The sequence below is a fragment of the Xanthomonas graminis pv. graminis genome (assembly GCF_030168915.1).
GTDB lineage: Bacteria > Pseudomonadota > Gammaproteobacteria > Xanthomonadales > Xanthomonadaceae > Xanthomonas_A > Xanthomonas_A translucens.
This window is the reverse complement of the sequence record NZ_CP076255.1, coordinates 2,341,088-2,363,862: the sequence shown is the minus strand read 5'-3', so window position 1 is coordinate 2,363,862 and position 22,775 is coordinate 2,341,088. Positions and strand designations below refer to the sequence as shown.

Below are 22,775 nucleotides of genomic sequence, written 5' to 3'. Positions count from 1 at the left end.
CACATCACTCGTGCAGAAGTCAGTTCATGGCAATGAACCGTGTTCATTTCCAATCCGGGATGTCGCTGTCGGCCTTTCTGGCTGAGTACGGCGGCGAACGGCATTGACCACGGATTCCTACCGGCTCTGTGATGGTAGAAGACCCGAAGCTATGGGCGGTATGGTCGCGGATACCAAGCACGGGACCAGCGACACCAGCTTCGGACGCCATCACGTTAGCAAGCGGCCGCACGGGTTGGTCCGGCAATCCGCCGCGCGCTAATATCTTGACGCCACTGATTTGCCGAATGCCAAGAAAGACGGAGCCGCCGCCGTCGAGATTCAATGACGACGCGCCAGCACCCTCATGCCCCGGCCGCAATGCGTCGGCCACACTTTGCGCCCCGAGCGCAGTGATGGTTTGCCATTGGGCCATGGTAGCGCCAGCCTTCCGGTTTCCGCCCGTTGTCAATGTTTGCAGGACCACTTTAATGGCTGCGGACAAGTGGGTGGGCACCAGGCTGACAGCAGAGCGCTCATTGGCATCACTGCAATGCGTCAGTGCGCCTGCGAGCCGATTGAGCGGGTTGTCCTTGCCATCGATGCGTTAGCGAAACCTGTCTGCGTCCTCGATCGGCCGAGACCTTCCGTCGAGCGCCAATAGAGGTGCGCTGCTTAATATGGGTTCATCATTGGCCGTGATCGTGGCGTAGTCAGACCCCCAAGGGCCTGGCACCGGAATGAAATCCCGGCGGCCGGCCACTTGTCCTACCGGACAACCGAGACTGTCGATGGTCTCGCCGCATCCTGTTTGCAAGCCGGCCTTGTGGACGAAATAGCCGCCGTTTATTACGGCAGCGCCCGGGGCGGCGCTCTGTGCCAGTTCTTGGGGTGCACGCACGCCTTCGTCATCGCGCGTCCCATGGATGTCAAGCGTCCCACCCGACACCGATACCCGGGTGAACGTCGCGGCTGTCTGCAGGTGCTGCTGGATATCTGACACGAACGTTCCCGGTGCGACAGACAACGACAGCGGATGACGGGGAGCACGGATCGTCGTGGAGACAACGCCATGGCTTTGGCTGGCGATCTGGACCTGCTGGCGCACCTGGTGGCCGCGTGTCGCTGCCTGCAGCTTGACAGCTGCCTTTTTCAAACATCCGGCGGCAGGCCGGCTCGGCAAGCCTTCCCATACAGGTTGTGCCGACGGACACGCACGATTCGATGGATCGTCAGGAACCGAGTCGGAAACTACGTGATCGGAAGAGCTGGCAGACTGCCACCTGCTAGATGCGATCTTTGTCATTGTTCATCTAATCTCGGAAATGAACCGCCCCGGTATTAGTGGTCTGAAGCGCAACTGAACCAATAGCCCAGTTTACGCTTGGCGCCAATCTTAGCTGCACTTTCAGTTTCGTTGCGCCTCAGACACCGGCTACTACATGCTGATCGGCGACATGGACTCCTCGCTTTCCGGCGGCCAGAAGCAGCGAATCGTCTTGGCGCACACGCTACAAGAAGCCGCACATCCTGCTTCACCAAACCCGACCGATCGCGGCAAGCTCGGCAGCAAACGGGCCGTTGCGTCGGCAACGAGGCTAGCCATCGCGGACCGCGCCCGCAGGCGCTGCCGGGCAGTGGGGGTGCTGCGCCGTCGGCAACGGTGCCGATGCCGGGCGCGCCAGGTGCAGGCAGCGGTCGGCCACGCTGGACAGGCTGGTCCGGTGCGACACCACGACCAGCGCGGTGCGCGGCAGGCGCTGGCGCAGCGTCGCCAGCACCTGCTTTTCCGAGACCGCGTCGAGCGCGCTGGTGGCTTCGTCCAGCAGGGCGATCCGCGGTTGCCTGAGGATCACCTGCGCCAGCAGCAGGCGCTGCAGTTCGCCACCGGAGAGTTTGGCGGCGGCGCCGCTCAGGGTCGTGTCCAGGCCTTGCGCGCCGTCGTGCAGGCGTGCGGCCAGGCCGACGTCGCGCAGCGCCTGCCACATCGCCGCGGCGCTGGCGCCCGGCTCGGCCCAGGCCAGGCAGTCGCGCACCGTGTGCTGCCAGGGACGCACGCTCTGGCCGACATAGGCGCCGTGCCGGACCAGGGCGCGGTATGCCGCGAAATCCAGGGTTTGTCCATCGCACTGCGCCGCGAACACGCGCGGTTCGACCATGCCGGCGAGCACGTCCATCAGGCTGCTCTTGCCGGCGCCGGAATGTCCGCAGATCAGGGTCATGCTGCCGGGCGCCAGGATCAGTTCGCCGATCGCGAGCGCGGCCAGCGGCGGCGCCAGGCCGATGCTGTGGATCCGCAGCGGGCCATGCATGGGCGCGGCCGCGTGCGGCGGTGCCGGCAGCGCCCTCGCCGTCCCCAGCTCCACATAGTGTTGCCATAGCTCCAGCGCCGGTGCCGCCGAACGCAGTTGCTGGAAGCTTTGCCGGGTCGAGACCAGGTACGGCAGCAGCCGTCCCAGCAACAGGCCCACGGTGATCAGCGCGGCGCGGTCGATGCCATGCCACAGGCCGGCCAACAGCATGATCGCGGCGATGGCGGCGACCGCGCTGAGTTCGAGCAGCAGCCGGCCCGAGGCGACCAGTGCCTGCTGCCGCCAGTACCCATGGCTGAGCCGGCTGGAGATCGCGTCGTAGCCGCCTTTCTCCAGGTCTTCGCGTTCGAACGAACGCACGTGGCGCAGGCGCCGCGGGAAATCCTCGCTGAGCCAGAACAGCCGGGTCATGTCGGCCACGTACTGGCGGCTCACCCGCGCCTGTTCCTGGCCGGAGATGCGGAACGCGAGCACGGCCAGGCCCAGCAGCGGCGGCAGCGCCAGCACCAGGGCCGGCGACACCAGAAAGGCGATGCACAGGCTGACGCCGGCGGTGATGGCCGCCACCAGCAACTGCAGCAATGCGCTGAAGCCCTGGACGATGATCTCGATGTTGTAGGTGAGCACGTTGGCGATTTCCGCCGAGCTGGCGCCGGCGAGCGCCGGCAGCGGCGCGGCGAGCAGGCGCGCGTGCACCTGGCGGCGCAGGCGCAGCGCATGGCCGCTGGCCAGGCTTGCGGCCAGCCGCGCGCCCGCCCAGCGCAGCAGGGCGAAGCCGGCACTGGCGACGACGAAGATCGCCGCCTGGGCAAGGACGCCGTCGGGCAGCGCCAGGACGTGGCCACCGAGCGTCAGCGCATGCCCGGGTTGCACCAGCGGCACCAGGGCGACCGTGGCGACGACGCCGGCCAGCGCGCACAGCAACGACAGCACGACGTACAGACAGATGCGCAACCGCTCGCCACGCTCCAGGGTAGCGCTGAAGGCGTGCAGCAGCGGCTGTGCCGGGTCGGGCGCGGTGGTGTCGTGCGCGCTCACCGGTGGCCGCCTGGGAATGCCGGCTGTCCACTGGATGCCACGGCTGGCGGCGGCGGCCGCGTGGCGACGCGGCGGCGGCCCTCGCCTGTGCGCGAGGCCATGCTCATGGCACGCCTCCGCTCTTCGCCGCCGCGCTCATCGCAGCAACTGCAGCAAGGCATCGACCGAGGCATCCGGATCCGCACCGCGCTGCAGTTCGTGCACGCCCAAACGCTGCAGTTGGCGCGCGAACAGCGGCCATCCCGGTTGCGCGGCGGCGTACGGCTGGTCGGCGCTCAGGCGTTCGAGCAGCGCGTGTTCGGCGATGGGCCGCAACAGCTGCTGCGGATCCGCGGCGGCCGTGCTGGACACGAACACCGCCGCGGCCAGCTGCAACGGCGCAGGCGCAAGGCAGGCGCGGCCGTGGCGAATATCGACTTCGTGCTTGGCCACGCCGCTGCGGCGCCGGATCGTCGGCGCGGTGGCGATCCAGGCGTGCGTCGGCGCATCGACCAGCCGCAGCAGATCCGGCCGCAGGTGCAGGAAGTTGCCGATCCCGGTGGCGAGCATGCGCTGCGGCTCGACGAACAACGCATCCTCGGCGAGGAACTGCAGGCCGCGCAGCAGGCTGTGCAGGGCCAGCGTGGACTTTCCCGCACCGCTGGCGCCGAGCAGCAGCACGCCGCGCCCGCCGGCGCCGACACAGGCGCCGTGCAGCGGCACCAGGCGCATCGCGCGCGCCGCCAGCACGAACACCGCGAACTCGATCAGTTCGTAGCGCACATGGTAGGGATGGGCGAGCATGTCTTCCGACACCACCAGCAGCGCCCTGCCCTGCTCCGGCGACAGCACCATGTAGTTGTCGGCGTCGATGACGCCGCACAACACGCCGGCCCCCGCATGCGTGCGCACCGGCGGCGGCTCCAGCGCGAACACATAGGGCGCGTCGTTGCGCGCGACCAGGTTCAGTTCGATGCGAAGCTCGGCGGCATCGGGAAGTTGGTGCGCCGGCACCCCGCCGAATGCCGCTTCGACCAGCTGCAGCAAGGCCTCGCTGTTGCTTTCGAAGTGGAAGCGACAGCCCAGCAGCTGCTTGCTGAGGACATGGTCGCGCCGCCGCCGCTCGTGGAACGGATCGGCGGCCACGCCAGCGTGCGTGGCGCCGGGGCTGGCCACAGGCGCCCAGCGTTGCGTGCGCACGGTCGAGAGCGGCATCGGGATTGGATCCATGGGGGTCGATGCGCGTGAGTGCGCGCAGCGGCGGCAAAGGTTGCGCGCCAGGCGCCGCATTGCACTGTCGGCCGCGCACGCCGCTGCGCCGGTGCAGCGCGCACAACCAAACACGACGCTGGCGGCACTTACAGCACCGCCACCTGTGCGCGGCCACTGCTGCATGCGCCGCGGCATTCGTTGCCGGCGCCGAACGAGACCCTTCCGCCGATGCCAAAGATCCAGGTCAGCCATTCCTATTTCCTGCGCTACGATCCCAAGCAATGGGAGCGCGGCAAGCCGTATCCGCCGCTGGCCACGCTGCAGGTGGCAACACTGCTGCGCCGGCACGGGCACACGGTGACGCTGTTCGACGCGATGCTGGCCGACGGCGTGGAGGACTACCAGGCCTCGCTGCGCGCCGCGCAGCCGGACCTGGTGGTGTTCTACGAGGACAACTTCAATTTCCTGACCAAGATGTGCCTGAGCCGGATGCGCGAGGCCGCCTGCCGGATGATCGCCGAGGCGCGCGCCGCCGGCAGCCGGGTGATCGTGGCCGGCTCCGACGCGTCCGACCATCCCGAAGCGTTCCTGGCCGCCGGCGCGCACGCGGTGCTGATCGGCGAAGGCATCGCCGCGCTGCTGGAACTGGTCGAGCGGCTGCAGCAAACGCCCGAGCTCGATGCCGCGGCCTGGGTGGCGGACGTGGTGGCCGATATCGCCACCGCCGCGCGGCCGCAGCTCAACCGCGCGCAGATCGGCGCGCGGCCGCCGGACCCGCGCCTGTCCGGGCTGGCCGCCTGGGACCTGGTCGATATCGAGCGCTACCGGCGCCTGTGGCTGCAGCGGCACGGCTATTTCAGCCTGAACATGGCCGCCTCGCGCGGTTGCCCGTTCCGCTGCAACTGGTGCGCCAAGCCGATCTGGGGCAACCACTACAAGCGCCGCAGCGCGCCGGAAGTGGCCGCGGAAATGATCCACCTCAAGCGCGCCTTCGCCCCCGACCATATCTGGATGGCCGACGACATCTTCGGTTTCCACATCGACTGGGTGGAAGAATTCGCCGCGTTGCTGGCCGCGGCCGATGGCTCGATTCCGTTCACCATCCAGACCCGCGCCGATCTCGGCAGCGAACGCATGGCCGCCGCGCTGGCCCGCGCCGGTTGCGCGGAAGCGTGGATCGGCGCGGAAAGCGGCAGCCAGCGCATCCTCGACAAGATGACCAAGGGCACCGCGGTGGAGGACGTGATCGGCGCCCGCCAGCGCCTGGGCGTACAAGGCATCCGCGTCGGCTTCTTCCTGCAGCTCGGCTACCTGGAGGAGCAACTGGACGACATCCTCGCCACCCGTGCGCTGGTAGCAAAGGCACGCCCGGACGACATCGGCGTCAGCGTGTCGTACCCACTGCCCGGCACCAAGTTCTATCAGCAGGTGAAGAACCAGCTTGGCCGCAAGACCCATTGGCAGGATAGCGACGACCTGGCGATGATGTTCCGTGGCGCCTACGACTCGGAGTTCTATCGGCGCGTGCGCGATCTGCTGCACCGGCAGGTGGACCTGCAGTGCAGCGAGGACACGCGGCAACCGCTGGATTATGCGCAGGACTGGGCGGCACTGGATGCGCAATGGCAGGCGCTGATCGCCAGCGAAGGCCGGCACCGGAGCGACGCCGCCATGCCGCCGGTAACCACGGCCTGCGACCGCGGCATCCCCCTGGCGCAACGCGAATGACCGCGCAAGCGCAAGCGCCCTGCTCCAGCAACCCCCTTGACGACCGCGCAGTGCAGCCCGCATTGAAGCATGTCGGCAAGGGCCTGCGCCTGGCGACGGAAACTCTGGCGCGCGAGCTGGCGCGGCCGGGCAACGCGATGCCGCAGTGGAACCGGCTGCAATGGCAGCTGGCCGCGGCGGCGACCGCCGCGCACGGCATCGGGCCGTTGCTGAGCCGACGGTCGGTGTGGCCCGATCGCGACTGGAGCGCGTTCCTGGCCGGACAGCGCGAGCACGTCGCCCACCGCTACCGGCGCATCGCCGCGCTGCTCGAGCGGATCGACGCACTGGCGCAGGCCGCCGGTGTGGCGATCGTGCCGCTGAAGGGCGCGGCCTTGCACGCGCAAGGCCTGTACCTGCCGGGCGACCGGCCGATGGCCGATATCGACCTGCTGGTGCGCGCCGAAGACGCCGCACAGGTGGGCGCGCTGCTGGGCGAGCTCGGCTACGTGGCCGAATTCGCACAGTGGAAGCACCAGACCTTCCGCCCGGCGCAGGCGCAGCCCGTCGCCAGCCTGGGCGAGCATCGCGACACGCCGATCAACATTGAGCTGCATCTGCGCATCCAGGAACGGCTGCCGCTGAGCACCGTCGACATCAGCAAGCAGGTGTTCCCGCACGACAGCCGCCCGGGGCTGAATCCCTATCCATCCAACGGCGCGCTGATGAGCCATCTGCTGCTGCATGCGGCCGGCGGCATCTGCGGCCGCAGCCTGCGCCTGATGCATCTGCACGACATCGCGCTGCTGGCCACGCGGATGAGCGGCAAGGACTGGCGGGTGCTGTGCGAGGCCAGCGATGGCGCGCCGTGGTGGGCGTGGCCGCCGTTGCAACTGATGCTGCGCTACTACCCTACGGCGATTCCGAAGGCGGTGTTGGCGCCGTTGCGGGCGCAGTGTCCGCCGCTGCTGCGGCTGGCCGCGCGGCGGCTGGACCTGACCGGCGCCTCGTGCTCGCAGCTGTGGCTACCGGCGCTGCCCGGGATCGAGTGGGCGCGTTCGCTCGGCGAGGTGCTGCGCTATCTGCGGCAGCGGCTGCAGCCCTCGCAGGAAAGCCGGCAGGAGCGCGCCGATATGATCCGCACCCAGCTGTGGCTGCAGGGCCAATCCTGGGTCGCGCTGCCGCAGCGGCGGCGCGTGCTGCTGCGCCTGCTGCGGCCGGTGCCGCGCATGGATACGCTGTATGCAGTGCGCAGCGCCTTGCAGGGATATGCGGCGGGGTAGGTAGGAGCAACTGTCTTCTCATCCGATAACCTCACGCCATGGTGTGCGATCTCGTGCCATGGCGTTGAGTCGGATAAGCAGCACGCGCATGCATGCGGTGATGGCGACCTTGGCGGGCTTGCCGCGTGCCCGTAACTGTTGATAACGCTCCTTGAAGGAGGCTTGAGTGCGCACAACGCTCCAACAGGCCATGTACAGCACTCGTCGGATCGTGGCACGCCCGCCGCGGATGCGGCGTTTGCCGCAGTGCTGCCCGCTGTCCACGTTGTAGGGAGCCAGGCCGACCAGGGCCGCGATCTGGCGACGATCCAGCGTCCCCAGTTCGGGCAGATAGGCCATCAGGCTGGCGGTGGTGACCTCGCCGATGCCCGGGACCGTGCCCAGGGCGTGCGCCAGCGCATCGTCGAGCTGGCACCGCACCTGCTTGATCGCCTGGTTCATCCGCTGGATACGGCGGCGCACGTCGCCGATCTGCTCGATCAGGCACGCGCGCACCATGGCCAGGGTCGCCTGATGCAAGCGACGGCGCTCGTCGTCACGTTGCTGGACCAGTTGCTCGCGGCGCTGGACCAGCATGCGCAGTTGCTCACGCAAGGGATCGGGAGCCGGCGCGGGCGCTTGCACCAGGTGAGCCATGCGCGCCAGCAAGGCCGCATCCAGCGGATCGGTCTTGGCGGTTGTGCCCAAGGCCGTGGCGAAAGCGCGTGCCCGGCGCGGATTGATCCGGGTCACCGGGATCCCTGCCGTGGCCAGTGCCGTCATCACCGCCCGTTCGTAGCCGCCGGTGGCCTCCAGCAGCGCGTTGCCGACGCAGTGCCAGGCAAGGTGGTCGCACAGGCGCTGGTGGCCCTGGGCGGTATTGGGAAAGGACAGCAACTGGTCCAGGGGAAGCACGTGGACGGCCAAGGTGTCCTTGGCCACATCGATACCGATCCAAAGAGGCATAAGCGTTAGGTAGACTGGGGGACAGGAGAGAGCCACCTCGTCGCTGCCCACGCTTGTGAAGTTCGAGCGAACGCTCGTTCAACTGTTCGGGCTAGGCAACGAGGTCGATGTGCGGCCGCCCTGGCTCCTACACGTGCTTGAACACTACGGCCTGTCGGCGTGCCGCACATCGCTCTCCACTCAAACTGTAGAGCAATCTCCAGACACAAGCGGCTTCAGCCGCGACAAGATCTATCGGTAACGCGGGTCGCGGCTGAAGCCGCTCCTACACGGCCTGCGGACCGCCTGCCGGGTGCACTGTAGGAGCGGCTTCAGCCGCGACAACGTCCGAAGCCGGAAGGCCCGCCGCTGCGCTCGTCGCGACTGAAGACAGTTGCTCCTACATTGGATCCGCGTGCTCACGCGCTCTGCGGACACAGCCGCCGGTACAGCGTGTTGAAGCTGCGCACGGTGTGCTCGGCGTCCTCGCGCACCGCGCGGCACTGCGCGGACCAGGCCAGGCGCAGGCGCAGTTCGTCGTCGGCCAGGACCTGGCGCAGGGCGTCGGCCAGGCCGGCCCAGTCGCCGGTCGGCACCGCCAACGCCGCCGATGGCGCCCATTCCAGCAGGTGCCCTACCCCGGTGCCGACCGTGGGCACGCCGGCCACCGCCGCTTCCAGCAACACCAGCGGCCCGGCTTCGTGCAGCGAGGACAACACCAGCAGATCGGCGGCCTCCACCAGCGGGCGCAGTTCGCGCTGGGTCTTGAAACCGAGGAAGCGCACCTGCTGCGACAGCCCGAGCTGCGCGACCAGGCGCTGCATCTGGCCGTCGAGCGTGTCCACGCCAACGATGTCGATGCGGAACGCGACCCCCGCGCGCGCCAGCGCCGCCAGTGCGCGCAACAGCGTCGGCTGGTCCTTGACCCGGTTGAGACTGGCCACGTGCAGCAAGCGCGCGGTGGCGCCATTGCGGCGGCGCGGCGCGCGCGGCGGCCAGGCGCGCAGGTCAACGCCCAGCGGCACGCGCTCGGCGGCGATGCCCAGCGCCTGCAGCGCCTCGACGATCGGCGCGCTGGCCGCGGTGACCGCGTCGGCCAGCCGCAACACCAGCGCTTCGCGCAGCCGCCCCTGCCATTTGCGCCGCCCGCCGTAGCCGATGGCATGCAGCGCGACCAGTTCGCCGCCGGCGATGTGCACCAGGCTCGGCCGCCGCAGCAGGCGCGCGGCGGCCACCGCGATCAGGCTGCAATGACCGGAGAAGATCGATTGCACCAGGTCGAACGGCGCCAGGCGATGCTCTGCGCGGATCGCGGCGACCGCGCGCAGGCGGGTGCGGCCGTCGCCGATGTTGTGGATGCGCGCGCCAAGCAACTCCCAGCAGGCCGGCGCAGGCTCCTGGTGCAGCACGAACACATGCAGTTCATGGCTGCGCGCCAGGCGTTCGATCAGGGTCAGCAGCACCGGGATCACCCGGTACTCGCCGCTGCGATCGACCCCGCCCGGCACCACCAGCGCCAATTTCATGCCTCGCTCCGCGCGGCTTGCTGCAGCAACTGCGCATAGGCGCGCGACCAGCGCCGGCCGACCGCCGCGAACGACAGCTGCGCATCGAAATGGGCGCGGACCTGGGCTGGCGACAGCGGTTCGGCGGCGGCATGCACCAGCGCCTCGGCGAGCAGCCCGGCATCGCCGCACGGCCACAGTTCGCCGACGCGGCCGCAGTCGGTGAGCGCGCGGAACGCCGGGATGTCGGTCAGCACCGGCAATGTGCCGCAGGCGAAGGCTTCCAGTGCGGCGTAGCCGCAGCTTTCGGCCAGGCTGCCCGACACGAACAGATCCGCCGCACGCATCAGCGTCTGCACCTGCGCATGCTCGACCTTGCCCAGCAGATGCACGCGCCCGCGCAGCCGCGGATCCTGCTGCACGCGTTGCTGGACCGCTTCCAGCAACGGCGCACTGCCGAACGCGCAGAACAACTGCAATCCAGGCAGCCGCGCGGCGGCGCGGGCCACGCCTTCGAGCACAGTCAACGGATCCTTGCCGGCGCTCATGTGCCCGACCCACAGCACGCAGGGCGCGCCATGCAGGCCGCTGTCACACCTCGCCTGGGCGCGATCGCCGGGGGTGAAGCGGCAGCTGGATTCGGGAATCGCGAACAGCCGGATGGACGGCGCGAACAGCCCGGCATGCACGAACGCGCGCGCCAGATCGAGCGAGGTGAAGGCGATTCCCGCCGCGGCCGCATACCACTGCCGCCACTGCGAACGGCGCCACCAGCGCGGCGGGCGATTGGCATGGTCCTGCAGCAGGATCGGTACCTGCGGCAGCTGCTGCGCCATCGCGTAGGCCTCGCGCGCGAATTCCAGGCCGTGCACGTGGACCACGTCGGCGCCGATCGCGTGCACGATGCCGGCGATGCAGCGCGCACGGCGGCGGCTGCCGGCATCGCCCGGATCGATGAAGTGATATTCCACGCCGTTGCGCAGCAACTGCTCCGACGTCTCCGCGGCCTGGATCACCGACACCCGGGTACCGGCGCTGGCCACCGCTTCGGCGATGTCGGCCAGCGACGGCCAGTGCGCGAACACCTGCGCCGGCGCCAGTCCCGGCGGCGTGCGGACGAAATTGATCTGGGCGACGTGCATGGGGTTTGCGCTGCGAGGCGACATGCCTAGATGCCGGAAACCTGCGGCCGGCGCAGGCGCACCAGCCAATTGGCCAGGTTCAGTTCCCACGGCCGGTCGTAGCGCCGGTAGCGGTAGCGCCACGCCGCCATCGCGCTCAAGCCGCGCTTGGCCCAGCGCGGCGAGCGCAGGTCCTGCGCGGTGGGATAGCGGCAGCCCAGCACGGTGACGAAGTCGCGGATGCGCCGGCGCAGCGCGTCGTCGAGCCAGGGCGCGTCGGCATGGCAGGCGTAGTCCACCCATTGCGGCTGGGTCCACTCTTCCGGGGTGCGCGGGAACAGCACCGGCGCGCCGTGCAGGTCGCGCAGCGGCATCGTTGCGCGCTTGCCGCGGTCCTTCTCGTGGCGGCTGGCGTCCGGCAACGGCGTGTACACGTAGACGATGATTTCCGATTGCGGATTGATCTGCTTGAGCTCGCGGATGAATTCGAAGGTCTGCTCGGTCTCGTGCACGGTGTTCTGCGGCGGCGCGACCATGAACGACAGCTCCGGGATCACCCCGTTGCGCCGGCACAGCTCGGCCACCTGCAGGGTCTGGTCCGGGCGGGTGCCCTTGCGGATGTCCTTGAGCATCGCCCCGCTCGGCGATTCGGCGCCGATGTAGGCCATGCGCAAGCGGCTCTTGCGCACCAGCGCCCAGGTGCTCTCGGACAGGTTGAGCAGCGCGTCGGCGCGCGCATAGCACCACCACGGCATCTCCAGCTTGGCCATGACCTCCAGCAACGGGATCATCTCCGCCTCGCGGTCGAAGAAGTTGTGGTCGAAGAACTGGATCGAATCGGCGCCCAGTTCCTCTTTCAGATAGCGCAGCTCGCGCTCCAGCCGCGCCGCGGTGGGCAGCGCCGTGGCGCCGCCGAACATCGCCGCCACCCCGCAGAAGGTGCAGCGGAAACGGCAGCCGAGCGCGGCCTGGTGCGAGGCGGTGCGGCGGCCGAGGAAGCTGCGGCCCAGGTACTGGCGCGGGTCGCCGAGCTTGGCGTACGGCAGCGCCGGCGCCGCCTCGCCGCGGCTGAAGCCGCGATTGCGGTTGTGCACGATCGCGCCGTCCTGTTTCCACGACAGCCCGTCGATCTGCGCCAGGCCGGGGCCTTCGCCGCGCAACGCGGCGACCAGTTCCGGCAGGGTGTCCTCGCCCTGCGCGCGGATCGCGTAGTCCACGTACGGCGCGCTCAGCGCGGTGTCGGTGTACAGGGTCGGGAAATAGCCGCCCCAGACGATCGGCATGGCCGGGAAGCGTTCGCGGATCGCGGTGGACAGCGCGATCGACGGCGCGATCTGCGGCCCGCCCATGACGCTGATGCCCACCGCGTCGTAGCGTTGGTACTGCAACGCCTGCAGCGCGCTGTCGATGAAGCCGCGATCGACGTTGCCGTCGATGATGCGGCTGTCGCCGCTGCGGTCCAGCGCCGCGGCCAGGTTCAGCAGCGCCAGCGGGAAGCGCGCGTTGCCGCGCGAGGTGATGGTCGGATTGACCAACAGCGTGTTGGCTGTGGAAGGCATGCAGGGAGATCGCAAGGCAAGGCTCATGGCAGGCGCCGCAGCCGGAATACCAGCGCCACCGGCACCTGCAGCGCGGCAGGATCGAAGTGCGCGCCGGCGGGAATGTCGGCGGGGTCGAGCATCGGTTCGCGCACCGCCTCGATCGCCAGCCCGAGCGCGGCACAGGCCGCATGCCAGTGACTGTAGAGGTGTTGGGTATGGCGCACCGCGTAGCGCTGGCCGTCCGCCTTGAAATCGCGCTTCCAGCCCAGCGCGTGACCGATCGGGTGCACGTCGCTGCACAGTACGCTGCCGCCCGGACGGGTGGCGCGGTGCAGTTCGGCCAGCGCCGGCTGCAACTGCGGCAGATGCCCGACCGCCAGCGCGCAGATGCTCAGGTCGGCCGCGGCAGCGGCCACCGGCAGTGCGTCCAGGCTGCCTTCGCACAGCGTGTAGCGATTGCCGGCGCCGGCCGCATCGAGCTCGCGCGCGGCGCGGCCAAGCATCTGCGGCGACAGATCCACGCCGGTGGCATGCGCGGCATGGCGTTCCAGCGCATGCAGCAGATAGCGGCCGCTGCCGCAGCCGGCATCGAGCACGCGCTGGCCGTGCAGCGCCGGCGGCAACAGCGCCAGCATGGCGCGCTGCTCGGCCTGCATCACCGGATTGTGCGCATGCGCCGGATAGCTCGCCGCCCACAGCGCATAGGCCTCGAACGGGTCCAGGATCGGCACGGCGCTCATGCGCGCCGCGCCTGCAGGATGGACGACTCCGTTGTAAGACGCGCATCCGCTTGCAGCTCCAGCCCGGGTTCCAGCGCAATCAACGCCGGGTCGGCCAGCTCGGCGGCCAGCAGCTTCGGCACGCCGTCCAGCGTTACCGGCACCGCCGCCACGCCGCTTGCCTCGAACCAGTCGGCGAAATCCGGATCGGCGATGCGCGGGCGCCCATCGCGCACCACCGCACGCAGTTCACTGCGCGCCAGCCCGACCAGGCTATGCGCCGGATCGCCGCCGCGGTCGCCGACGATCAGCAGATCCGCGGCAGTGCCGACCGCGAGACTGCCGCGTTCTGGCAGACGCAGGATGCGTGCCGCGGCGGTGGTCGCCAGTGCCAGCGCCTGCCCGGCATCCACGCCGTTGGCGGCGGCCACCTGCAGTTCCTCAAGCAGGTCGCGCGCGCCGCTCAGGCGCGAATCGCTGCCCAGCGCCAGGCGCCCGCCGGCGTACAGCCGCTGCGGGTCCAGCGTGCGTCCCAGCAGCGTCAGATTGCTCGACGGGCACCACACCACGGCGGCGCCGCAGGCGAGCACGCGCGCGATGTCGGCCGCGCTCAGGCCGACGCCGTGGATCAGCACGCTGTTGGCCGCCAGGCAACCGCGCCGCTCCAACTCGGCCAGTTCGCCGGCGGCGACCGCATCGGTGCCCTCGGCCAGGTGGATCATCCACGGGCGGTCGGCGGCGGTCGCGGCGAAGCTCTGCGCCAGCGGCGGGCCGTAGTCCGGGCCGTGCAAGGCGTAGCTCCAGCCGAACTCGCGCAGCAGCGCGACCGGGAAGTCTGCCGCGTCCAGTTCGGCATGCCACGGATCGTGCTGGGCGACGCAGGTGACGCCGGCGAGCAGGTTCTTCAGCGCGCCGTGGCGCATGCGCAGCGCTTTGGGGACTTGCAGCGCGGCGGCGACCGCAGGATCGCGGAAATGCGCGGCGAACGCCTCGATCCAGGCATAGCTGTTGGCGAACGGCGCGGTCTGCGGCAACGGCGGCACCGCATTGACCTGCAGGTGCTCATGCGCATTGATCAGCCCCGGAAACACCAGGTGCCCGTGCAGCGCGACCCGGTACGCCGCAGTGGCCGGCGCGGCGACGATGCGTGCGCCGCGCAACGCCAATGGCGCGCGCACCGCGCCGGCCGGCGTGGCCAGGCGCGCGCCGTGCAGGCAGATCTCGGCGCTAGCGGGATGGGTGCGCATCGTTCAGCGCTTGCGCATCACGATCAGGAAGTGATCGCCCATGTCGCGCAGCAGCGGCCAACCGCCGATGCGATCGTCCAGCCGGCCCAGGCGTTCGCCCCAGCGCGGGTGGCGGCGGTAATGCTCGACCAGGTACGGCGGCGGCAGGCACAGGCTGAGCGCGCGATAGGAGTCCAGTTCGAAATGCGCGGAGAAGGCGCGGTAGAACTCGCGCGGCAGGTAGTACCAGGTCCAGATCGTATGCCCGTTCATGCCCACCGCGGTGACCCCGCGCGCGCCACGCACCGCGGCGCGGCGGAAGCGTCCGCGCAGCGCGTAATGGCCCACTTCCCACGGACACAGGCGCCCGATCACCGAGAACACCAGGCGCCCGTCGCGGCGCAACAGGCGCGCGCATTCGGCCGCGACCGCGGGCAGATCCGGCGCGCAGTTCAGCGGGCCGAAGTTGGAATACATGCCGTCGAACTCGCCGTCGAGGCGGTCCAGTTGCTGGATGCCGACGTGCGCGGCGCTGAGCCGCCCCTGCAACGCCGGGTCCTGCGCCCGCTGCCGGGTCCGCGCCACCATCTGCGGCGACCAGTCGGTGGCCAGCACGTGGTAGCCGCGCTGGGCGAATTCGTGGGCGTCCAGGCCAGTGCCGCAGCCCAGGTCGATCAGCCGCGCGCCGACCGGCAACTGCGCCGCCACCGTATCCCACAGGGTGGTGCGCATGCGCTGGATCAGCTCGTTGTTGCCGCGCGGGCCGTCGTAATCGGCGGCGACGCTATCGAAGGCGCGCTGGGTTTCCAGCAATCGCGCCGGATCGATCGTCGCCGCGCGCGCAGCGGCGCCGGGCTTGCCATTCGCAATCACATCCACTCTCCACTCGCCTGCCGTCGTCGGGAACTGCCGTGCCGGCCGCAAGCGCGGATCGCACGGTACGCCCGTGAGTGCGGGCAGCGGCCGGTTTGGTTGAATCGGCGTGCGCGCTGTCGTGCGGTGTCGCGCTTATGCGCCGCCAGCGGCCGGCACAGGCAGCGTGCTTGCGGCCTGCCGGCGCCGCAGCGCGTTGCGGGCGATCGCGGCGAATACGCCCAGAGCGCCGCCCAGCATCAGCGCCACCGCCAGCACCAGCAGCGGATTGGGAAACGCGGGGCGCTCGGGCACATAGGCCGCCCATGGCGCGGAGGTGTCGTAGGTATAGCGTGCGCCGAGCCGGGCGAGCAAGTCGTCGCGCTCGGACTTCAGGCTGCGGATGGTCGCGTTCTTCTCCGACAACAGCATGTTGCCGAGCAATTGTTGCTCGACGCTGCCCTTGCCCTCGGTCTGCCGCTGCAGCAAACGCGCGCGCTCGTCCTGGGTCGCGGCGAGTTCGCTGCCGATGTCCTGCAGGCGTTCGCTGGCCTGCTGCATCGGGACGGCCTGGATGCGCCGATGCAGCGCCTGCAGCTGCGCCGTCGTCGCCGCGGCCAGGGCGCGCGCCCGCTGCGCGGACTCGGCACGCAGGCTCAACGCGATCAGGTTGGCGTAGGGATCCGGGTCCAGTTTCAGGCTGCTGCGGTACAGCGCGGCCTCACGCCCGTCCAACGGCAGGCCCAGGCTGCGCAGCACCTGGTCCTGGAACAGCCGGGTCTTGATCCGCTCGATCACCCGCTGGAACGGCTCCAGCTTGGGATCGCGCCCGGCCGGGGTCGGGCCGAATTCGCCGACCTGGACCCACGCGGTGGCCTGCCACTGGCGCGTGGCGACATGCAGGAAGGCCAACGCCAGCGCCAGCGCGGCGAGCAGCGGCAGCACGCACCAGGTCCACTCGCGGCGCAGGATCCGCCACAGGTCGATCAGGTAGATTTCGTCTTCTTTCATGGCAAGGCACTTCTCGGAGAAAAAGGTGGCAACGGCGCCTGCCCCGCCCTGCCGGGCGCGGCCGCCAGCGCCGCGTGGCGGTTCGGCAGCAGCCCGCTGCAGGCGTGCAGGACCAGGCACAGCGCGATGAAGCCGGCGTTGGTCCAGGTGAAGGCCTGCGGCGCGAACGGCGACATCAGGCAGGCGTAGGCGATGCGCAGGAACACCAGCAGGTTGAACAGCGACACCGTGCTGCCGAGCAGGCGCACGCTCCACAGCAGCGCCGCGTACAGCGCCAGCATCGCCGCCAGCGCGGCGCCGGCGCCGCCGGCCAGCAGGAACGGGAAGAATTCGGTGCCGACATTGATGTTCGGCGCATCCAGCGGAATGCCGGTGCCGGCGGTGGCGATCGAGCCGCTCAGCGGCACCAGCTGGTTGACCAGGAAACTGGCGTTGACGTAGTCCTTGGCCAGCATCGCGCCGAAGTTGTACGGGCCAGCGCCGATGTACAGCAGCAGCCACTTGATGCCCTGCGGCGCGGCGCGGTACAGCGCGCCGAACGGCAGCGTCACCGAATCCAGCGAGCCCGAGCGCAGCGTGCCCAGCAGCGAGAACGCCGCGCCGCCGGCGCACAGCAACGCCACGATGGCCTTCCACGGCAGCGGCCGCGCCGGATCGCGACGCAGCAGCAGGAGCAGCGCGAAGCTGAACAAACCGGCGAAGATGCGGTTGCGGTCGATCACCAGCACCGGGAACACGAAGCCGGCGAGGATCATCGCGTTGCGCAACGCCTTGTCGCGTACGCACAGCAGCGCGATCGGCGGCAGGATCCAGCACATGTTGGACAGGTGCCGCACATGCGCATGCAGTGGCGTCAGGTCGGCATACGCGGAAGGATTGGTGAACAGCGGGATCGGGAACAGCGCCAGGTCCAGCACGCAGAACACGCCGACCAGCGCAGCCAGGCACAGCGCGACGAAGGCCTCGCGGGTGCCCGCATAGCGGCGCGCACGAAACGCGGCCAGCGACGGCAGGCGGATGCCGTGCAATGCATCCAGCAACAGTGTCGTGGCGGCCGCCGCGGCCAGCAAGGCGATGCCGGAGGCATAGCCGGGCGGCAGATCGAACGTGAGCAGGGTCAGCGCGCAACTGAACAGCAGCGGCAGGCCGAAATAGCTCGACGGCATGCGCAGCAGGCGTTTCATGCGCGCTCGGCCAGCGGCGCCGCTGCGGCCGGCCGCATGCGCGCCAGCAGCGACAGCCAGGCATGCGCCAGCAGGTGCCCGCCGAGCGCCGCCGGCTGCCGCCGCAGGAACGCGATCTTGGCCGCGATGTAGTGCGCCTGCGCATGCAGCAGCGTGCGGCACGGCGCATCGAACAGCGCCGCGCGGCGCAGCGCCACCTGCCGCGACTCGGTCAGATTGGCCAGGCGGCTGGGCAGGTGCCGGGTGCGGCTGGCGTTGGCGCCGTGCAGCCGGTACGCGCAGACGCCGACGTCGATGAAGCCCAGCGCGTCGCGCGCGACCAGGCGCAGGAAGAAATCCCAGTCCTCGATGTGCAGCTCCTCGTCCCAGGCCACGCGCGCCTGCAGCGCGCTGCGCCGCACCAGCGCCACCGCCCCGCTCACCGCCCAGTGCCGGATCACCGCGCGGCGGATGCCGGCGTCGCTCAGGTACAGGCGTTTGTCCACGCCGTGCAGGTCGCGCATGCTGCTCTGGTGCAGCAGGCGCCCGTCCGCATCGACCACCACCGCATCGCCGATCACCGCGGTCTTGCCCGGCGATGCGCGCAGATAGGCGACCTGCGCGGCCAGGCCGCCCGGCAGCAGATAGTCGTCGCTGGCGCCCAGGCGCAGGAACTCGCCGCTGGCCATCGCCACCAGATGGTTCAGCGTGGCGGCGATGCCGCGATTCTCGCGCGGCCAGAACCGCACCGGGATGCGCTGCCCGTGCAGCGCAATCCACTCGGCGATGCGCGCGGCGGTGGCGTCGCTGGAGCCGTCGTCGACGATCACCAGTTCCTTGTTCGGATACGGATCTTCCAGCGCGCTGTCCAGGCAGCGCTGCACGAAGCGTTCGTGGTTGTACGCCGGCACCAGCACCGACACCAGCGGCGCATCGTGATGCAGTCCAAGCTCGTCCATCAGCGCAAGCCTCCCAGATAGCGCCGCACCACCACGACGTTGAACGCCAGGTACAGCGCATAGTTGACCGCGAAGGCGTATGCCGCCCCGATCAGGCCCATGCGCGCGGTGAACAGATACACCAGCCCCAGATAGCTGGCGGCGAATACGCATTCGGACACCACGAACAGCCGCGTCATCGCCTTGGCCAGCATCAGGTACGAAAGGACGAACGCGGCGATCTTGATCACGTCGCCGACCAGCTGCGGCGCGTACAGCGGTGCGGCGGCGGCGAAGTCGGCGGCGAACAGCAGCCGCGTGAGCCAGTCCCGGCACAGGTAGATCGCCGCGGCCAAGGCGATCACCGCCGGCAGCACGTAGCGGTAGGCGGTGCGCAATTCCAGCAGCAGCCCGGCGCGATCGCGCAGCGCCGCCAGCTTGGGCAGGTAATAGACATTGATCGCGGTGGTGAAGAACAGCAGATAGGCCTCGGACACCTTGCTCACCGCCTGCCAGTAGCCGACCTGCTGCCAGCCGAAGGTCGCGGCCAGATGGTCGCGCACGCCGATGTTGACCAGCAGCGGCAGCAACGCCGAGGTCAGGGTCATCACCGAGAACGCGGCCAGGCGCCGGGTCATTTCCGCATCGAAGCGGATGCGCAGCATGTCGCGGCGGAAATACGGGCTGCGCCGCAGCGCCGGCAGGCCGGCGCACAGCCACAGCACCTGCCCGGCGACCAGCGCCAGCAGCGCGCCGTACAGCTGCAGCCAGCGCGACAGCCACAGCACCACCAGCACGCTCAGCACCGAGCCGGCGACCTGGATGAAGGCCAGCCGGCGCACGTCCATGAAACCGTTGACCACGGCCAGGATGTAGTTGACCAGGGCGATGCCGAGCTGGGCCACGGCCAGCACGCAGATCAGGCTCTGGTAGTGCGGATCGCCGAGCAGGCGCTGCGCGATCTGGCGGCTGAACAGCAGCGCGACCACGCCCATCGTGCAGGCCGCGCAGCACGCATAGCCCAACGCCGAGCCGAGCAGCCGCGCCAGCTTCTGCGCATCGTCGCGGTACTCGGCCACGTACTTGACGATGCCCGCGCCGATGCCGCCGCCGGCCAGCACCGCCAGCAACGACATCAGGCTGGTGAACTGGCCGAGCCGGGCCACGCCGGCCGGCCCGGCATACACCGCGACCAGCTTGAGCACCAGCAACGCGGCCAGCAGCTTGGCCGCGGTGGCCACGCCGCTGTACAGGCCGCTGCGCAGCACGTTCATGCCGTGGTGGCCCCGAACGCCAGGCAGGCGTCGATCACCCGCTGCACCGCGGCCGCCTCCAGGGTCGGCCCGATCGGCAGGCTCAGCACCTCGCGGTGCAGTTGCTCGCACAGCGGCAGGCTGCGTCCGCTCAGTGCGGCATAGGCCGGCTGCCGGTGCGGCGCGACCGGATAGTGCACCAGGCAATGGATGCCGCTGGCCAGCAGATGGCGGTGCAGCGCGTCGCGCCGGGTGCAGCGCAGCACGAACAGATGCCAGGCGTGGGCCGCCTCGTCGGCCACCTGCGGCAGCTGCAGCTGCGGATGCACGATGCCGGTGCGGTAGCGCCGCGCCACATCGCGGCGCAGGGCGATGTCGGCATCCAGGTGGTTCAGCTTGACCCGCAGCAGCGCCGCCTGCATTTCGTCCAGGCGCGAGTTCACGCCCTGCACCAGGTGCCGGTACTTGATGTCCGACCCGTAGTTGCGCAGCATCCGGATCTGCGCGGCCAGCGCGGCATCGTCGGTGGTCACCGCGCCGCCGTCGCCGAGCGCGCCCAGGTTCTTGCCGGGGAAGAAACTGAAACCGGCGGCGTCGCCGAAACTGCCAGCGTGGCGCCCGTGCAGGCGCGCGCCGTGCGCCTGCGCCGCGTCCTCGATCAGCAGCAGGCGATGCTGCCGCGCCAGGGTTCGCAGCGCGGCCATGTCCGCCAGCTGGCCATACAGGTGCACCGCCATGATCGCCCGCGTGCGCGGGCCGATCGCGCGCTCCACGCTGGCCGGATCCAGGTTGAAGCTGAGCGGGTCCGGCTCCACCGGCACCGGCAGCAGCCGGTTCTCGCTGATCGCCAGGAAGCTGGCGATGAAGGTGTTGCCCGGCACGATCACCTCGTCGCCGTCGCGCAGCCGGCCCAGTTCGCGGTAGCCGCGCAGGATCAGGCTCAGCGCGTCCATGCCGTTGCCCACGCCGATCGCATGTTCGGTGCCGCAATAGGCGGCGAACTCGCGCTCGAACGCGTCGAGCTCCTCGCCCAGCACATACCAGCCCGAGTCGATGACCCGTGCCGCCGCGGCCTTCAGTGCGTCGGCATAGCGCGCGTTGAGCGCGCGCAGGTCCAGGAACGGCACGCTCATCGCAGGTCCCAGGCGTAGAAATCGTGGACAACGCCACGCGCGCCGAAGCGCTCCTTCTGCGTGACCAGTCCGTCGTTGAGCACCTGGCCTTGCTGCTCGGTGGAAATGCCGAGGCTGAAGTAGTCGCGCTGCGCGTAGCGGTCTTCGATCAGGTCGGCCAGCAGCAGGCTCAGCGCGTCCACGCGCCGGCCCTGCTCGGAACAGGCCAGGTACTGCGTGTGCACCACGCGGCCGAAGTCGTACAGCAGCGTGCCGGCCAGCAGCGTGTCGCCGTCGCGCACTTCGTACAGCAGCAGCTGTTCCGGGAAGCGCCCGCACAACAGGCGCAGTTCCTGCAGGCTGTGGGTGGGCGTGGCGCCATGGCGCTGCAGCACCTCGCTCAGCAGCGCATGGAACGGGGCCGGGTCGTCGCTGCGCTGCACGCGCAGGCCGGCCTTGCGCGCCTTGCCGATCGAGCGCCGCCGTTCGGCGGCGAAGCGCGGACGTTCGCGCAAGGCGATGGCCGAGGACAGGTCGCGGCGTTGCAGCCGCGCGCCGAGCCGATGCAGGGCATAGAGATCCTCTTCCGCCGGCGACGCATGGAACAGGTGCGGCACCGCCTTGTACAGCAGTTCGTGCACGCCGCGGGCGCGGTAATGCGCGGCGATCTGCTCGAACACGTCCAGCGTCGCCGCCGCGCGCAGGCCATGCGCGGACAGCAGCCCGGCATAGCTCAGCCCGGCATGGCTGACCACGCGCGCGCCTTCGATGTTGGCCGGGAACACCGCCAGCAGCGCACCGCCGCGTTCGACCAGCAGCGAGGCATCGACGAAGCGCTCGGCGTGGTAGTCCATATAGCCGCGCCGGTGCAGCAGGTTGCCGTTGCGGGATGCGGCGATCAACGCGTCCCAGGCTGGCGCATCCTCGGCGCGATAGGGCCTAACCGAATACATCGCCGCTCCCCTCGCCTGCGCCCTGCGCCAGCGGCGCCACCGCCACGCCGAAGCCGTCGCGGCCCATCTCGTTGCCGTTGTAGAACATCAGCACGCGGTCGCGGTGCCGGATCAGTGCCGGATAGCACAGCGTGCGCGCGTCCCAGCCGCCGGGCGAAAGCGCCAGACCGAAGGCATCGTCGCAACGCTGCCAGTGGCGGCCGTCGGCGCTGCGCGCCACGCCGGGGAAATACGCGCCGCCGACATTGCCGCGGGTGAAGTACATCAGGTAGCCGCCCTGGTGGCGGTAGACGCGCGGGCGGCCGATCCGGTATTCGCTGCCCTGCGGCTGCAGGCACAGCGTGTCCTGGCGCGGGATCGCCTGCAGGTCGTCGGTCTCGGCGTAGCGGATGTGGTAGCGCGGGAACGGCGTGCCGTCGATGTGCTCCCAGTCGTCGCCCACGGCGTACCACAGCCGCCAGCGGCCGTCCTCGTAGCGCGCCGAATGCACCGCGGCGATGGTGCTGCGCCCGGGGGCGCGGTCCAGCAGCGGCGTGTCCTGGCGGCGCTGGAACGTCTCGCCGCCGTCGCCGGACACCGCCAGTCCGGTGAAGGCCAGGAACTTGGCCTTGGCCACGCGCTGGAAGCCGACATAGAACATGTACAGCCCATCCGCCGCGGCGACCACGTCGCCGAGGATCATGCCGTTGTCGTCGAAGCAGCCGTCGCGGCCGATGTCCAGCACCGGCGCGGCGCTGACCCGCACCACCCGGGTCGGATCGTCGCCACGCACATCGACATAACCGATGCGGCTGACCCCGGCGTCGTCGCGGAAGCCGGCGTAGACCCGGATCAGTTCGGCATCCAGGCGATGCGGGGTCGGCGTCAACGCCGAATGCCGCATCCAGCCGCCGACGCCGTCGCGTGCGGTGGCGAACACCAGGCCGCGTTTGCTCCAATCGAACATG

Annotated in this window: 20 protein-coding genes and 1 pseudogene; 3 read left to right on the top strand and 18 right to left on the bottom strand. The window is 69.9% G+C overall.

Annotated elements, in window-relative coordinates; translation table 11 throughout:
- Window positions 1-43 precede the first annotated feature (43 nt).
- Entirely contained in the window at window positions 44-415 is a 372-nt protein-coding gene (locus KHF85_RS10335; protein ID WP_284566628.1) for a hypothetical protein, read from the bottom strand.
- A gap of 171 nt (window positions 416-586) precedes the next feature.
- Window positions 587-1,135 carry an IQ calmodulin-binding motif-containing protein gene (locus KHF85_RS10330; RefSeq protein WP_284566627.1) on the bottom strand — a complete coding sequence of 183 codons (549 nt, stop codon included), beginning with the start codon at window positions 1,133-1,135 and terminating at the stop codon, window positions 587-589.
- A 265-nt stretch (window positions 1,136-1,400) separates the two neighbouring features.
- Between KHF85_RS10330 and KHF85_RS20640 the strand changes: the two are divergent.
- Window positions 1,401-1,493 (top strand): annotated as a pseudogene (locus tag KHF85_RS20640) (toxin transporter); the annotation flags it as partial.
- Between the two features lie 84 nt (window positions 1,494-1,577).
- Here the strand turns inward: KHF85_RS20640 and KHF85_RS10325 are convergent.
- Both KHF85_RS10325 and KHF85_RS10320 read right to left on the bottom strand, forming a co-directional pair.
- The gene (locus KHF85_RS10325; protein WP_284566626.1) at window positions 1,578-3,329 is read right to left on the bottom strand and encodes an ATP-binding cassette domain-containing protein; all 1,752 of its coding nucleotides are present in this window, start codon (window positions 3,327-3,329) and stop codon (window positions 1,578-1,580) included.
- 135 nt (window positions 3,330-3,464) lie between these two features.
- A complete protein-coding gene (locus KHF85_RS10320; protein ID WP_284566625.1) occupies window positions 3,465-4,523 on the bottom strand; it encodes a phosphoenolpyruvate carboxykinase (ATP) in 1,059 nt (352 codons plus the stop codon).
- Between the two features lie 225 nt (window positions 4,524-4,748).
- On the opposite strand from KHF85_RS10320, the gene KHF85_RS10315 reads away from it, so the two are divergent.
- Both KHF85_RS10315 and KHF85_RS10310 read left to right on the top strand, forming a co-directional pair.
- Window positions 4,749-6,248 carry a B12-binding domain-containing radical SAM protein gene (locus KHF85_RS10315; protein ID WP_284566624.1) on the top strand — a complete coding sequence of 500 codons (1,500 nt, stop codon included), beginning with the start codon at window positions 4,749-4,751 and terminating at the stop codon, window positions 6,246-6,248.
- 50 nt (window positions 6,249-6,298) lie between these two features.
- Window positions 6,299-7,510, top strand: coding sequence for a nucleotidyltransferase family protein (locus KHF85_RS10310; protein WP_284566623.1), 1,212 nt, complete (start codon window positions 6,299-6,301; stop codon window positions 7,508-7,510).
- Between the two features lie 18 nt (window positions 7,511-7,528).
- Here KHF85_RS10310 and KHF85_RS10305 read toward each other — a convergent pair whose 3' ends face one another.
- The 14 genes from KHF85_RS10305 to KHF85_RS10240 form a co-directional block, all read right to left on the bottom strand.
- Window positions 7,529-8,455 (bottom strand): IS110 family RNA-guided transposase, encoded by a 927-nt coding sequence (locus KHF85_RS10305; RefSeq protein ID WP_284566622.1) that lies wholly within the window; start codon window positions 8,453-8,455, stop codon window positions 7,529-7,531.
- Between the two features lie 398 nt (window positions 8,456-8,853).
- A complete protein-coding gene (locus KHF85_RS10300; RefSeq protein WP_284566621.1) occupies window positions 8,854-9,960 on the bottom strand; it encodes a glycosyltransferase family 4 protein in 1,107 nt (368 codons plus the stop codon).
- The gene (locus tag KHF85_RS10295) at window positions 9,957-11,081 is read right to left on the bottom strand and encodes a glycosyltransferase family 4 protein (RefSeq protein ID WP_284566620.1); all 1,125 of its coding nucleotides are present in this window, start codon (window positions 11,079-11,081) and stop codon (window positions 9,957-9,959) included. The genes KHF85_RS10300 and KHF85_RS10295 overlap by 4 nt, the downstream gene beginning before the upstream one ends.
- A gap of 26 nt (window positions 11,082-11,107) precedes the next feature.
- Window positions 11,108-12,619 carry a B12-binding domain-containing radical SAM protein gene (locus KHF85_RS10290; protein WP_284566619.1) on the bottom strand — a complete coding sequence of 504 codons (1,512 nt, stop codon included), beginning with the start codon at window positions 12,617-12,619 and terminating at the stop codon, window positions 11,108-11,110.
- A 23-nt stretch (window positions 12,620-12,642) separates the two neighbouring features.
- Complete coding sequence (locus tag KHF85_RS10285) at window positions 12,643-13,341, bottom strand: class I SAM-dependent methyltransferase (RefSeq protein WP_284566618.1); 699 nt, start codon at window positions 13,339-13,341, stop codon at window positions 12,643-12,645.
- Window positions 13,338-14,567: an amidohydrolase family protein gene (locus KHF85_RS10280; RefSeq protein WP_284566617.1), complete on the bottom strand. Its 1,230-nt coding sequence runs from the start codon at window positions 14,565-14,567 to the stop codon at window positions 13,338-13,340. Before KHF85_RS10280 ends, KHF85_RS10285 begins: the two co-directional genes overlap by 4 nt.
- A 3-nt stretch (window positions 14,568-14,570) precedes the next feature.
- Entirely contained in the window at window positions 14,571-15,419 is an 849-nt protein-coding gene (locus KHF85_RS10275; RefSeq protein WP_284569521.1) for a class I SAM-dependent methyltransferase, read from the bottom strand.
- Between the two features lie 135 nt (window positions 15,420-15,554).
- On the bottom strand, window positions 15,555-16,409 hold the full coding sequence (locus KHF85_RS10270) for a Wzz/FepE/Etk N-terminal domain-containing protein (RefSeq protein ID WP_284566616.1): 855 nt from the start codon (window positions 16,407-16,409) through the stop codon (window positions 15,555-15,557).
- Window positions 16,406-17,593 carry a hypothetical protein gene (locus KHF85_RS10265; RefSeq protein WP_284566615.1) on the bottom strand — a complete coding sequence of 396 codons (1,188 nt, stop codon included), beginning with the start codon at window positions 17,591-17,593 and terminating at the stop codon, window positions 16,406-16,408. The genes KHF85_RS10270 and KHF85_RS10265 overlap by 4 nt, the downstream gene beginning before the upstream one ends.
- Complete coding sequence (locus tag KHF85_RS10260; RefSeq protein ID WP_284566614.1) at window positions 17,590-18,531, bottom strand: glycosyltransferase family 2 protein; 942 nt, start codon at window positions 18,529-18,531, stop codon at window positions 17,590-17,592. The genes KHF85_RS10265 and KHF85_RS10260 overlap by 4 nt, the downstream gene beginning before the upstream one ends.
- Window positions 18,531-19,784 carry an O-antigen translocase gene (locus KHF85_RS10255; RefSeq protein WP_284566613.1) on the bottom strand — a complete coding sequence of 418 codons (1,254 nt, stop codon included), beginning with the start codon at window positions 19,782-19,784 and terminating at the stop codon, window positions 18,531-18,533. Before KHF85_RS10255 ends, KHF85_RS10260 begins: the two co-directional genes overlap by 1 nt.
- Window positions 19,781-20,896 (bottom strand): DegT/DnrJ/EryC1/StrS family aminotransferase, encoded by a 1,116-nt coding sequence (locus KHF85_RS10250; protein WP_284566612.1) that lies wholly within the window; start codon window positions 20,894-20,896, stop codon window positions 19,781-19,783. The genes KHF85_RS10255 and KHF85_RS10250 overlap by 4 nt, the downstream gene beginning before the upstream one ends.
- Window positions 20,893-21,828, bottom strand: a complete 936-nt coding sequence (locus tag KHF85_RS10245; protein WP_284566611.1) for a GNAT family N-acetyltransferase — start codon at window positions 21,826-21,828, stop codon at window positions 20,893-20,895. Before KHF85_RS10245 ends, KHF85_RS10250 begins: the two co-directional genes overlap by 4 nt.
- A complete protein-coding gene (locus KHF85_RS10240) occupies window positions 21,815-22,774 on the bottom strand; it encodes a glycoside hydrolase family protein (RefSeq protein WP_284566610.1) in 960 nt (319 codons plus the stop codon). The genes KHF85_RS10245 and KHF85_RS10240 overlap by 14 nt, the downstream gene beginning before the upstream one ends.
- Window position 22,775 lies beyond the last annotated feature (1 nt).